Genomic DNA, 12,909 nt, shown 5'->3' with positions numbered 1-12,909 from the left:
GCCCTGCCCGTAGCCGGATCCGCCACGCGCACGTCCGTGATCGTGACCCTGCTGGGGCCGGCGGCGTGATCCGTCCTGGATGTGAAAGACGCCTTTCAAAGGTGGCATCGGAGGGGTGTGCTTCGCGAGCCCGAGCGGGCCGTGAACCGGAGTGAACTGGGGAGATCAGGCCCCGGCGGTTGAGGGGCCGCAGGTGGGGGTGGGGGTCCTTCGGAACTCATGAAACATAGTTTTCACGATTCCGGCCGCTGCGGCGCCCCTAGCGGCAGCCCGCACGGGAGGTGCGGGAACGGATGGCGGAGACCGTCCCCCCGGCCGCTGCGTAGAGTGGATACAGACGGTGCTGGATCACGGCTTCCCTTCTCGGAGGGTTACCGGTGAGACGTGCGGATGCCTCCGGTGAGGCGGTGTCGGTCCGGCTGTTCCTGGACCAGGTCGACGGCGGCGCGAGCCGCGCCCGGCCGACCCGATCTGCGCGCCGACGCCTCGGGAGGCGACCCTGCTCGCGGCGGTGGCGGCGCGCGGGAGGTGAACCTCGCCATGAAAATGACCGCCGAGCGGCTGCGGGCCTCTGCCCGCTGCTCCGCCCCGGCCTCCGTGCACGCGCCGCCGGTGTCCGCCGCCGATGTCGGCCTGCTGGTGCTCCGGCTGGCCGGTCTGCTGCTGGCCGGCCACGGCGCCCAGAAACTCTTCGGCCTGTTCGGTGGCGCCGGTCTGAGTGCGACCGGCAAGGGCTTCGAGGCCCTGGGCTACCGCCCCGGTACCCTCTTCGCCGCGCTGGGGGGCGCCTCGGAACTGTGCGGCGGCCTGGGCCTCGCCCTCGGGCTGCTCACCCCGCTGGCGGCCGCCACCGTGGTCGGGGTGATGATCAACGCGATGTCCGTCAGTTCGAGCGGCGGCCTGTGGGCCGACAAGGGCGGTTTGGAGTACCCGCTGTGCCTGTCGCTGATCGCGATCGCGGTCTCCGCCCTCGGCCCCGGACGCCTGGCGCTGGACCGCCCGTTCCGCTGGGGCCGGGGCGGGTGGTGGAGTATGGCCATCGCCCTGGGAATGGGTGGCATCGGCGCGGCCATCGTGCTGTCCCTGAAAGGGGTGACCCTCTGACCGAGGGGCAACAGGCTGAGGGGACGTCCGGAGTCGGACGTCCCCTCAGCCTGTGGTGCGCGGTCGCGTCGGGCGGTTACTTCAGGAAGTGCAGGCAGAGCGTGAACTGGTCGCTGCCCTGTTCCTCCGTGTAGTAGCCGTCGGCGTCGCTGAACTGCCTGCAGGCGGTCTCGCCGTTGGAGCTGTCCTTCACCTTGCCCACGATCCTGGCGTCGGCGTCAGGGTCGGAGCAGGAGAGCACCACGACGTCCGGGTGGTTGTCCGTGACCCCGGTGACGATCGCGTTCTTGTTGTGCACGCAGTCGCCGACCGAGGCGAACGAAGGGTCGGACTGCACGTTGTAGACGATCGCGCCGATCACGAGCAACGGGACCAGCAGGCCCAGGACGGCGACGCGCTGGAAGAGCGGCTTGCCCGGGTTCATCGGCTGGCCGGGGGCGCCCGGCAGTGGCGGGGCGAGCTTGTTGATCTTCGCGCGCTGCGGCAGGTTGAGCAGCATGGTGGCCGGGTTGATCAGCAGGGAGGCGATGCCCCACCAGCCCTGCCAGAGGCTCTTCGCGGTCATGCTGCGGTGGGCGGCGATGCCGCAGCTGCGGCAGAACGGGCCCTGGAGCTTCAGGAATCGCATGATCACCAGGAAGCCCTGGTGGCCACGGATGGTCGCCTCCACCGCGGGGACCGAGCCGCAGAAACGGCAGGAGAGCGCCGCTTCGCCGTACCCGGGGTAGCCGGCCGGACCCGCCGCGGCATAGCCGTCGGGGCCGGCGGCGGGGTGGCCGTAGGCCTGCTGGCCCGGGACCGGCCCGGCCTGCGGCGCACCGCCGTTGGGGCCGGCATACGCGTACGGGCTGGGCGCGGTGGGTGCCGCGGTCCCGTCGGCGTACGGGTTGGCGCCGACCGGGCCGGCGCTTTGGGGCACCTGGGGAGGCACAGTGGACAAAGGGATCCCCCGGAGAAAATCGAGATCGGTTTCGTGAAGGCTGAAACCTATCGGTCCCGGGGTTTGAAGCGAAAGTCAGTTCGAGTCAGGTGGAAGGATGGTCGCCCAACCGTGATGGAAGGCCGATCCTGCCGAGGGGCGTCCGGCGGGTCGGTGACGGTGCGGGCCGGGGGCGTTGATCGCCTGCGTCGACGACCGCTCAGGCGCACCGTCCCGGGTGCGGCTCGGCGCGCCAGGGCTTGTCAGACAAGCCCTGGCCCCTTACTGGCCCACCCGTCCGTCGATGCACTCGCGCAACAGGTCGGCGTGCCCGCAGTGACGGGCGTACTCGTCGATCCTGTGCACCATCAGCTCCCGCGCGGCGATCCCGTCCTTCCCCAGGCGCTCGCCCAGATCCGGGTGTTCGGCCAGCGCGGCGTCGGTCGCGGCCTGCTCGCGCGCCAGATCGGAGTACGCGGCGTCGACCTCGGCCTGCTCGGCGACGGCTCCGTCGAAGTCCGCGTCACGTTTGCCGTACAGCTTCGGCAGTGGATCGCCGGGGCTGATCCAGTTGCGCCAGTCCCGTTCCACTTCGGCGAGGTGCCGAACCAGGCCGAGCAGCGACATCGTCGACGGCGGAACCGACCGACGGGCCAGTTGCTCCGCGTCCAGGCCCTCGCACTTCATCCGCAGGGTCATGCGGTAGTTCGTCAGGAAGTCCTGCAGCGTCGCGAGTTCGCCGTCCGGACTGACTCCTTCGCTGTTGCGGGGGTCGTCGTCCGGGTCGGCCCACATGTCGGGGTGGACGGTGGCCTGGCTCCATCGCGCGGGTTGGTCGCTCATGCGTTCCATGGTGGTTCGTGAGGGCCCGGGCTCGCCAGTGAGTTTCTCCACGGTGATCGCTTCGGGCCGTTGGCGGGGGTGGCCCCGTCGTGCCGCGTGCGACCTCAGGCCCGGGGTGCCAGCAGGTCGTCCAGTTCGGCCGCGAAGAGCAGGGCGGGGTCGAGGCCCATGCCGGTGAAGTGGCCGGCGAGCTCCAACGACAGGACGCCGTGCAGGCGGGTCCAGAAGGTCAGGAACCGGTGGAGGGCCTCGGGCGGGGCGGAGTGGCCGGCGGCCCAGTCCCGGTGGTCCTCCAGGTAGGTGCCGAAGGGGGTCACGGCGCTGTCCGGGGCGAGCGCCGCGCACGCGTCGACCAGGGTCGTCATGATCTCGGAGGAGATGGCGGTGATGTCCGCGGGCGCGTGGTAGCCGGGGACGGGGGTGCCGTAGACGAGGAAGTACCGCTGAGGGTCCGCCAGGGCCCAGCCGCGCAGGGTGTGTGCCAGCCCGGCCAGGTCGGCACCGGTGGCGGAGGCCGTGCGGAGGGTCTCGGCGAGGCTTCGGTACGCCTCCCGGACGAGTTCGGTGATCAGGTCGTCGCGGCTGGCGAAGTAGCGGTAGAGCGCCGGTCCGCTCATGCCCATCTGCTTGGCGATCGCGTTGAGGGAGAGCGCGGACGCCCCCGCCGTGGCGATCTGCTCCCAGGCGCGTTCCGTGATCTCGGCCCGGACCTGGGTCCGGTAGCGCTCCCGCGAGGCGTTCGCGCCCTTCGTCGCCATGGCCTGCCACCGTCCCCATTCATTCGGCTACACCCTCAAGGGTTCGTTAGAGGCTATCACGCAACCCATTGACCCGCCGTTCCGCATCGCGTTATAACTTCTAACGAACACGTGAGCATCTAACTCGGTGCGGCCGCGCGGTGCGGCCGACCGGTCGCGCTCACACCCCCCGACCGACAGAGGAGAACTCCATGTCCGGCATCCGTGGCACCGGCGTCCGCGCCGCTCTGTTCACCGTCCCGCTCGCCCTCGGCCTCCTCGGCGCCGCTGCCGCGCCCGCCGGGGCCGCCGGCTCCCACACCCCCCGGCCCGGCGCGTCCCTCACCTGCCGCGGGAAGGGCGTCGACCCCGACGCCCTCGTCCGTCACCGGGCCGAGATCGTGATCAACGCCCCGCTGCGCACCGTCTGGAAGCTGCAGACCGACGTGGAGCGCTGGCCGTCCTGGCAGGCCCCCGTCGAGACCGTGGAGCGCCTCGACCATGGCCCCTTCCGCAAGGGTTCGGCATTCCGGTGGACGACCCCGGTGCCCCCCAACCCCTCAACTCCCGTCACCAGGCTGGAGATCACCTCGACCGTCCGGCAGATCGAGCCCAACTCGTGCATCCGCTGGACCGGCCCCGCGATCGGCGAAGGACTGCGCATCGACGGCGTCCATGTGTGGAACTTCACCGAGGTCAAGGGTGGCGTCCGCGTGAGCACCGAGGAGACCCACACCGGCGCCCAGGTCGAAGCGGACGTTCCCACCGCGACCAGGATCCTCCGCGAGGGCCTCGAATCGTGGCTGCGTGACCTGAAGTCCGCCGCCGAAGGCCTTGCCCACAACCAGAATCACTGACCCGATAACTGGGTGTACGTCAACTGAGCAATCGTCAATGGCTGGCCGCCGGACGGCCGTCTCGCGCGGTATGACCATGATCACACCAGTCTCCGGTGACCTTGGTGCAGCTCCCATCGCGTCTGTGTGTTCGAGGGGTGTCCCACGAGCGAATCGGAGACCGGATTGTGCGTGCTCACGAAGGTGGCGGGGCCCAGGAGGAGAAGGCCGGACGGCGGCGGTGGCGCCCGTTGCGGCGGATCGACTACCCGCGCAGAGGGCGGCGGGGTGTCCGCCGCTGGCTTCCGTCCTGGCGGCAGCTGCTCCTGGTGGCGGGGCTCGGGGCGATGGTGCTGACGGGATGGCTGGCCCGGTTCTACATGATCACCGAGGTCCCGGACGACCTGAACTCCTTCGCCACCCAGCAGAACAACGTCTACTACTGGGCGGACGGCACCGAGATGGCGCGGATCGGTGAGATCAACCGGCAGGAGGTGCCGCTCGACCGGGTGCCGCAGCCGGTGCAGTGGGCCGTGCTGGCCGCCGAGAACGAGACCTTCTACTCGGATCCGGGGATCTCCATCACGGGCATCGGCCGCGCGGTCTACCAGATGGGCTCGGGCGGCGACACTCAGGGCGGCTCGACCATCACCCAGCAGTACGTCAAGAACATCTACCTGAACCAGCGTCAGGACATCTCCCGCAAGCTCAGTGAGATCGTCATCGCGATCAAGCTGGACCAGCGGATGAGCAAACAGGACATCCTGGCCGGCTATCTGAACACCAGTTGGTTCGGACGCGGCAGTTACGGCATCGAACGTGCCGCGGCGGCGTACTACGGCAAGGACGTCTCGCAGCTCGATCCGAGCGAAGGGGCCTTCCTGGCGGCCCTGTTGAAGGGGGCCGGGCAGTTGGACCCGGCGATCAGCGCGGACAACCGCCGCCGGGCCGAGGAGCGGTGGTCCTGGATTCTGGACCGGATGGTGGAGGTCGGCAGGCTCTCCGCCGCCGAACGCGCCGAGTACACGGTGTTCCCCGAGCCCAGGCCCCAGCCGAAGGCGGCGGGGCTGAGCGGCCAGGTCGGGTACCTGGTGGACATGGCCAGGGCCTATGTGGAGAGCCACAGCGACATCACGTCGGCCCAGCTCGACCTCGGCGGCCACCAGATATACACCACCTTCGAGAAGCCGAAGGTCAGTGCCCTGGCCGCCGTGGTGCAGGACGCCACCAAGGGGATCGACCCCGGCAACCGTGACGCCGACAGGTTCCTGCGGGTCGGTGCCGCCTCGGTGGCCCCCGACGGGAGGATCGTCGCACTCTACGGGGGCCCCGACTATCTGAAGCAGGGCTTCAACAGCGCCAACACCTCCACGGTGCCGGTCGGTTCGGCCTTCACCCCGCTGGTGTACGCCGCCGGGCTCAGCCAGGGCGTGCAGCGCCAGCGGGGCGGCAGCCGTACCCCGGTGCTGCCCACCACCACCTACAACGGCGACAACGGCGTGAACGTGATGACCCCGGAGGGGCCGTACTGGGGGCGTGACGGGAAGATCGTGAAGACCGCCAACGACGGCAAGCGGGACTGGGGCACGGTCACCCTGAGGAGCGCGGTGGAGCAGTCCGTCAACGGGCCGATGATGCAGCTCGGTATGGACGTCGGCCTGGACCGGGTGCAGAAGACCGCCGCGGACCTGGGCCTGCTCCCGGTCAGCATGGGTGAGCTGGCGCCGGCCTTCGGGGTCGGGAACTCCACGCCGAGCGCGATCAGGACAGCCGACGCGTACGCCGCCTTCGCCGCGGGAGGCAGCCACACGGACCCCTACTCGGTACTCAGGATCACCCGGAACGGCGCGCCGCTCGCGCTGCGTCTGCCGACCGCCGTACAGGCGCTGACCCCGGCGGTCGCGGGGGACGTGGACGCGGCGCTCAAGGACGCGGTCCGCACCGGGAGCGCCAAACCGGCGGCGGAGGCGGGCCCGGACCTGGCCGGGAAGCCCGGTACCACCGCGGACCGTACGGCGGGGTGGTTCGTCGGCTACAACGGGCAGATGTCCACGGCCGTCACGGTCTTCCGGGCGGACCTGAAGGACATGAAGCTGCTCTCGCTGGAGGGGCTGGGCGGCGCCGCCCCGGACACCCCGGACTCCGCGCTGCCCACCCAGATCTGGACCTCGTACATGAAGACGGCCGGTGGCCAGGACGGCCGGGGAGAGGCGCGCGGCCGGTAGGCCGGGGCGGGCCGGGGGGGGCCCGGGCCCCCCCGGCCCCCCCGCCGCCCCGGCCCGGGACGTGGCCCCGCGCCCCCCCGGGGCCGGCGGGCCGGGGGGCCCCAGGGGCCGGCTGGGGGGGGGCGCGGGGCGCGGGGGGGGGGGGGGGGGGGGCGGGGGGGCCCCCCCCCCCCCCCCCCCCCCCCCCCCCCGCCCGGACCGGTCACTTGACCAGGCGCGACCAGTCGGCCGGCTGCCCGGGGTCCAGCTGGCGCAGCTTGTCGAGCACCTTGGGGTCCTGGGCGTCCAGCCAGTCGGCGACCTGGCGGAAGGAGACGCAGCGGACGCCGTCCCGCTTGCAGACGCTCTTCATCACGTCCTCGATGGCCTGCATGTAGATGCCGCCGTTCCAGGTCTCGAAGTGGTTCCCGATGAAGAGCGGGGCCCGGCTGCCGTTGTAGACCCGTTCGAAGCCGCTGAGGTAGCTGTCCCGGGTCTCCTTCTCCCACGCGGCGTACTTCTTCGGGTCGCCCTTGGTGCTCTCCCCGGACTGGCTGGCGAGGAAGTTGAAGTCCATCGCGAGGCCCTGGGTCGACTTGCCCGGGTAGGGAAGCATCTGGAGCGGGAAGTTCCAGATGCCCTCCTTCTTGCCGGGCCAGACCTGGAATTCGCCCGGTGAGCTGGCGTCGTACCGGAAGCCGTCCGCCTTCTCGGCCGCGAGCAGGGCCTTCTGGCCCTCCAGACAGGGGGCGCGGCCGCCGACCAGCTCCTTGGTGTAGTCGAAGGGCAGCGGCGGGAGGTCCTTGAAGCCGGTGTTGGTCTTCCAGTTGGTGACGAAGGAGATCGCCTGGTCGAGCTCGCTCTTCCACTCCTCGGTGCTCCAGTCGCGGCCGCCCTTGGCGTCGCAGAAGTGCCCGTTGAAGTGGGTGCCGATCTCGTTCCCGTCCTGCCAGGCCAGGCGCAGCTGCTCCAGGGTTTCCTTGATGTGGGCGTCGGTGGGGAAGTCGATGGCGGCGGCGCCGGCGTCGTGCTGCGGCGGGTGGTAGAGCGTGCTCCTGGACTTGGGCACGGTGTAGATGCCGGTCAGGAAGAACGTCATCTGGGCGTTGTTCTCCGCGCCCAGCTTGCGGAAGCGCGAGAACAGGTGGTCGTCGTTCTCCAGCGCGCCGTCCCAGGAGAACACCACGAACTGCGGCGGCTTCTCGCCGGGCTTCAGTTTCTCGGGCTTGGGCTGCCTGGGCTGCGGACCGGTGTCGGAGGTCGAACCGTCACCGAGCACCTTGACCACGCCGTCCCAGGTCGGCGAGGGGCTGGAACTGGGGCTGGGGCTGTCGGACGGTGTGCCGCTCGGGCTGGGTTCGGTGCTCGACGGAGCGACGTCGGCGGCGGTCGGTCTGTCCTTCGAGTCGGAGCCTCCCGTGGTCAGGGCGAAGGTCGCGACGACCCCCACTGCCAGCAGGGCGGTTGCGCCACGAGCAGCCCGCACCGTTCCTCCGTTTCTCCGACATACAGTCAGATAAGTTTGGAAAGTAAGCCATACAGTGCGATCATCAGAACATTTTTGATCGGTAGGTGTCGAGGCGGAGACCGAACGGTGGCCCGGCGGGTGATCGCATAACTGCCCTACCGTGCAGGGTTCCTGACGCAAATCCGGCCACTCGTTCGGACCTCCCGGCCCCGGAGTCCGAGTCGCCTGAGTGGCTGTCAGGAATGAGGGTCGTGTCGGGCTCTGCCCCTTGACCGCTCGTGTGGCGCTTGTATCGGCAGCGCATGGCGGTGGCCCGGTCCCGGCGAGTGCGATGTCGTCGCCGCGACCGCATCCGCTACGGCGCGACATCACCGGCAGCGCGCGGTCTGCCCGAAAGCGCAGACCGCATCATGGCCCCGTCGAGGGGGTGCGGGAGGAAGCCCGCGCCGACCTCGCCGCGGTCCTGGGGGAGGCGCTGCGGCTGCTGCCGCCCGCGTGGATGCTGTACCGCAAGGGCGGGGACGTGTACACCGGACCGCACCCTGAGATCCGTCCTGAGGGCGACGTCGCGCCCTTCCTTCAGGCGGTCTCCGCCGGACTGCTGCTGACCTCGTCCTACGGAGAGACGCTGCACGGTGTCGGCGCCCGGGTGATGTACGGGGCGTCGATGCTGTACGTGCTCGCGGCGGTGCCGGCGTGGAAGCCGGGCGGTGGCTCGCCCCGGCCCGTCTGGCACGCGTCCGGCTTCCTCGTCCTCGCCTCGGTCCAGGTCGTGCTCGGCATCGCGCACATACCGGCGGTCCAGCTCCCCCTGGGCGTCCTGATGTTCGGACTGAGCGTGCTGGCGCTGGCGCGGCGCTGACGCTGGAGCCCGTCGCGGAGCCCGTCGCGGAGCCGGAGCTGCCGAGGTCGCCACGGCGGCCTCGGCAGCTTCCTGCCGAATTGGTCTCGACCATTGCTCCGGGTCCGGGAGTGGGGGAGGCTCGCGGCGAAGCGCCGGGCTGCGGACTCCGGTGCTCTTTTCAGAGGGAAGAAGGTACCGGCATGGCGATGCGTAAAGCGGTTTCCACCATGGCCCTGGCTGGACTGTTGGCCGCGGGCGGGTTGATGGCCGCTCCGGCTGCTCAGGCGTCCACAAGGGTGACGACCGGATATGTCTATGTCGGTATGTACCCGAGCGGTGCCGCGTGTGAGGCCGCGGGCCAGGCCTACGTGGCCCGGGGGGAGGCGGTCAGCTACTTCTGCGATGTCGCCCCGACGACGGCCCGGCTCTCCATCTGGGCCTGAGTCGACAGGCACGCGGGAGCGGCAGGCCGCCGGCCCGGCGGCCCGCTCGTTCAGCCCGTTCGCGGGCTGAGCGAGTGTCTCCGCTGTGGTTGGGTGTCGGATGACTTCTGGCGATGGTCTCGACACACAGGGGCATTGATGAAGCGCTACATCCTGACCGGTTCCCCCGGAGCCGGGAAGACGGCGATCCTGCGTTGGCTGGAGCACGACGGCTACACCGTGGTCGAGGAAGCGGCGACAGATGTCATCGCCCTGCGACAGGCCCAAGGCGAACCGGCGCCATGGACGAACCCGTCCTTCGTGGACGCGATCACCGACTTGCAGCGCCGACGGCAGGAGCAGGCCGCGTCCCTTCAGGACGAGGTGCAGATCTACGATCGATCGCCCGTCTGCACCTACGCCCTGGCCAGGTATCTCGGCCACCCTGTCTCTTCGGCCCTGGCCTGCGAGTTGGAGCGCATCCAAGCCGGGGACATCTACGACAAGAAGGTCTTGTTCGTCCAGAACCTCGGGTTTGTCGTACGGACCGACGCGCGGCTGATCACTTTCGAGGAGGCACTGCGATTCGAGCAGGTTCATCGGGACGCCTACGCCTCACTCGGATACGAGTGCGTGTCGATCGCCCCGGGCCCGCTGTCGGAACGGGTGGCAGCGGTCAAGAAACGGATTGAAGCCGCGCCGTGAACCACCAGGCCCCATCTCGGACGACCGCACTCCCGGACCCGCCGGTTTCACCGGTCCCGGCGAGGTCCGGCCGGGTGGTGGCTATGCTGCGGCGCATGGACATCGTGATCCCGCTCTTCGACAGCTTCGAGCCGCTCGACGCGATCGGGCCGTACGAGATCCTCGCGTACGTGCCCGGTGCCACCGTGCGGTTCGTCACGGACGAACCTGGCCTGGTGCAGGACGTGTTGGGTTCCCTGCCGGTGCACGTGCCGACCGGGTACTCCGAGGTGGAACGCTGCGACGTCCTGCTGATCCCGGGCGGGGGCAGCTTCCAGACCATGGTGAACGACCCCGGGTTCCTCGGCTGGGTGCGCCGGATCCACGCCGGCACCCGCTTCACCACCTCGGTCTGCACCGGTTCCCTGGTGCTCGGCGCGGCCGGCCTGCTGGACGGCCTGACCGCCACCACCCACTGGGCCGCGGCCGCCGAACTGGAGTCGTACGGCGCCGTCTACACCCCCGAACGGGTGGTCCGGCACGACCGGCTGATCACCTCGGCCGGGGTCTCCTCCGGCATCGACATGGCCGTCCGGCTGGCCGCCCTGCTCACCGACGAGGTGACGGCCCAGGCGATCCAGCTCTACACCGAGTACGACCCGCAACCCCCCTTCGACACCGGCTCGGTGGCCAAGGCCCCGGCCGAGGTGCTCGAACGGGCCCGCACTCTGGGCTAGCCGAGCCGCGCGTCCAGCCGGGGGCGCCCTGGGACTCGGCATTTCGTTGCTCGTGGCAGAGCCCGCACGCCCGACCGGCCGCCGGTGACGCGGGAGGCCGGTGGGGTGTTCCGCCCGGGGCGAGCCGCAACTTCGCAACTGAGGGCGGCGTCCATGGTCGGGCTCCTGTGACGGCTTGACGGCCTCGCCCATCCTCCATGCATTTGCGGCGCTGTATCGCCGAGCGGGACGACTGGGGGCGCGGTGACGCTGGACGGACGGGTAGCGGTGTTCGATGCCGTCGTGTCTGTTACCGATACAAGGATGAAACGCTCTTTACCGGAACCTGATGGGACTGACGAAAGGATGAAACCCTCTTTAGACAGGAATCTGACGTCCCGTCCCTACAGTGCCACGCATGCCACATACACATGGTCGGATCAACGGTCACCACCACAGGATCCACAGCCGAGCGTGCACACAAGCCGTCCTGACGGCAGTCGTGTTGGCCGCGGGCATGGCGCTGGCCGCGCCCGCGGGGGCCGCACCGCAGGACGGCGCCACCGCGGCCCTCGCCGCGGGGCCGGATTCCGTCACCACGCATTCCGGCGCCACGACCGCACAAGAGCGCAGCCGGATCGACACCTACTGGACCGCCACGCGGATGAAGCTGGCGGGCGCCCTGGTCCCCGAGATCACCCCCGTGCCCGAGGATGACAACACGCCTGACGATCCGCGGCCGCTTCCCGCGAACACGCTGGATCCCGGGGCCACATGGACGCACGGCGGAGCGGTGAACGAGAGCGTCGGCCGGCTCTTCTTCACCTTCTCCGACGGCTACGACGGCAGTTGCACCGCAACGGTCGTCAACAGCGCGAACCGCAGCACCCTCATCACGGCGGCGCACTGCCTGAGGGGCGTCGGGGCTGCCGCTGCCGACGACACGTGGCACCACAACCTCTACTTCGTGCCCGGTTACCGCAACGGAACGAAACCGCTCGGCGGTTTCAGCATCAAGAGCATGGCCACCTCATCCCGCTGGGACGCCGATCCGGGCAGGACGACCTCGGAGGAGGTCGCCGTCGCCGGCTACGACACGGGAGTCCTCGTGGCGAACCCCTCAGCCGGGGGACGACGGATCGCGGACGTCACGGGAAGCCAGAAGATCGCGTTCACCAAGCCCGCCAAGGGCGAGTTCATCCACACCTTCGGGTACCCGAAGAACCGACTCAACGACCCCGGCGCCAAGTACGCCGGATCACGCATGATCCATTGCGCCGGACCGGCCCAGCCCGGCCCCAAGGCACCCCTCCTGTGGGGTGAGCCCTGCGACATGTCGCACGGGGCGAGCGGCGGTCCCCACCTCGCACAGTTCGACACCCGGACCGGCGCCGGCACCGTCGTCGGCGTCACCACCACCAGCGAAGAAGTCGCGGGCGGGCAGGCCAATACGCTCTACGCCACACGCCTTGGTGACAGCGCCCACCGTCTCTACAACTGGGCGCAGACACGCCTGGCCTGACGTCGTGTCAAGCTCCTGCCCGGCCGGCACCTCCTCCCGGCCGGGCAGGACCCGTGCCCGACGTGCGGCGCCGTGGGGCCTGGGCGGGCCGTCGAGCGGCCTCGGGCCGGTGCCGGGTCGGTGGCGGCCGGGCCGGCCTCCGGGTGCTCGCCGGTCGTGGCGGGACGCTCTCGGGAACGCCCGGGTCAGTGGACCCTGATCCCCTCGCGGCTCGCCCGGACACCGCGGGCGGCCGAGCGCACTGTGCCCGGCCGCCGCGGTCTTCTCCGGGAGAGCCTGGCCCAGCGCCCCGGCAGGCGCGCCGACCGGCCCCGGCTGCCGGAGACCTGTGACGGGTCCTGCCCTGCGGCCGGGGCCAGGGCCTCGGATGTCGAGCACGAGCCGTAGGCGGATGCGGATGTCGGTGACTTCCTTGTCGGTGACGGCGTCGCGGGACCACCCGATAAGGCGCTGTTCGGAGATGGTGCGGACGTCATCGGTGCGGTGCGGCGTGGGACGGTGCCGGCCCGGCCTGCGCTCTGCTCGACTCCCTTGGCCACTGGACGGCCCTTCAGAGCCGCGACAGCCAACCACCCTCACCACGGGCCCCGACCGCCCACACCGGCCGTCA

The 12,909-nt window shown here is 70.3% G+C and carries 12 protein-coding genes; 8 read left to right on the top strand and 4 right to left on the bottom strand.

The features are described 5' to 3' along the window. Window positions 1-540: 540 nt before the first annotated feature. A complete protein-coding gene (locus tag ACIP82_RS30650) occupies window positions 541-1,104 on the top strand; it encodes a DoxX family membrane protein (protein WP_400658166.1) in 564 nt (187 codons plus the stop codon). 76 nt (window positions 1,105-1,180) lie between these two features. Here ACIP82_RS30650 and ACIP82_RS30645 read toward each other — a convergent pair whose 3' ends face one another. The 3 genes from ACIP82_RS30645 to ACIP82_RS30635 form a co-directional block, all read right to left on the bottom strand. After that, window positions 1,181-2,023, bottom strand: coding sequence for a hypothetical protein (locus tag ACIP82_RS30645; protein WP_400658164.1), 843 nt, complete (start codon window positions 2,021-2,023; stop codon window positions 1,181-1,183). Window positions 2,024-2,305: 282 nt separating this feature from the next. Further along, complete coding sequence (locus ACIP82_RS30640) at window positions 2,306-2,875, bottom strand: DinB family protein (RefSeq protein ID WP_363612118.1); 570 nt, start codon at window positions 2,873-2,875, stop codon at window positions 2,306-2,308. 95 nt (window positions 2,876-2,970) lie between these two features. Continuing rightward, a complete protein-coding gene (locus ACIP82_RS30635; protein WP_400658162.1) occupies window positions 2,971-3,624 on the bottom strand; it encodes a TetR/AcrR family transcriptional regulator in 654 nt (217 codons plus the stop codon). Window positions 3,625-3,815: 191 nt separating this feature from the next. On the opposite strand from ACIP82_RS30635, the gene ACIP82_RS30630 reads away from it, so the two are divergent. Continuing rightward, on the top strand, window positions 3,816-4,460 hold the full coding sequence (locus tag ACIP82_RS30630) for an SRPBCC family protein (RefSeq protein WP_400658160.1): 645 nt from the start codon (window positions 3,816-3,818) through the stop codon (window positions 4,458-4,460). Window positions 4,461-4,627: 167 nt separating this feature from the next. After that, window positions 4,628-6,664: a transglycosylase domain-containing protein gene (locus ACIP82_RS30625; protein ID WP_400658157.1), complete on the top strand. Its 2,037-nt coding sequence runs from the start codon at window positions 4,628-4,630 to the stop codon at window positions 6,662-6,664. Window positions 6,665-6,866: 202 nt separating this feature from the next. Here ACIP82_RS30625 and ACIP82_RS30620 read toward each other — a convergent pair whose 3' ends face one another. After that, window positions 6,867-8,129: a hypothetical protein gene (locus ACIP82_RS30620; RefSeq protein WP_400658154.1), complete on the bottom strand. Its 1,263-nt coding sequence runs from the start codon at window positions 8,127-8,129 to the stop codon at window positions 6,867-6,869. Window positions 8,130-8,538: 409 nt separating this feature from the next. Here ACIP82_RS30620 and ACIP82_RS30615 point away from each other — a divergent pair, with 409 nt between their 5' ends. From ACIP82_RS30615 to ACIP82_RS30595, 5 genes are all read left to right on the top strand, one after another. After that, on the top strand, window positions 8,539-8,973 hold the full coding sequence (locus ACIP82_RS30615) for a hypothetical protein (protein WP_400658151.1): 435 nt from the start codon (window positions 8,539-8,541) through the stop codon (window positions 8,971-8,973). A 182-nt stretch (window positions 8,974-9,155) separates the two neighbouring features. Continuing rightward, complete coding sequence (locus ACIP82_RS30610) at window positions 9,156-9,398, top strand: hypothetical protein (RefSeq protein WP_400658148.1); 243 nt, start codon at window positions 9,156-9,158, stop codon at window positions 9,396-9,398. A 138-nt stretch (window positions 9,399-9,536) separates the two neighbouring features. After that, on the top strand, window positions 9,537-10,082 hold the full coding sequence (locus tag ACIP82_RS30605; protein ID WP_400658145.1) for an AAA family ATPase: 546 nt from the start codon (window positions 9,537-9,539) through the stop codon (window positions 10,080-10,082). 95 nt (window positions 10,083-10,177) lie between these two features. Beyond that, window positions 10,178-10,798, top strand: coding sequence for a DJ-1/PfpI family protein (locus ACIP82_RS30600; protein WP_363612130.1), 621 nt, complete (start codon window positions 10,178-10,180; stop codon window positions 10,796-10,798). A gap of 496 nt (window positions 10,799-11,294) precedes the next feature. Then, entirely contained in the window at window positions 11,295-12,299 is a 1,005-nt protein-coding gene (locus tag ACIP82_RS30595) for a trypsin-like serine peptidase (protein ID WP_400658142.1), read from the top strand. The last annotated feature ends 610 nt before the right edge of the window (window positions 12,300-12,909 follow it).

It is taken from the genome of Kitasatospora sp. NPDC088548 (assembly GCF_044753005.1).
Taxonomy (GTDB): Bacteria; Actinomycetota; Actinomycetes; order Streptomycetales; family Streptomycetaceae; genus Kitasatospora.
This window is presented reverse-complemented; position numbering and strand designations above follow the sequence as displayed.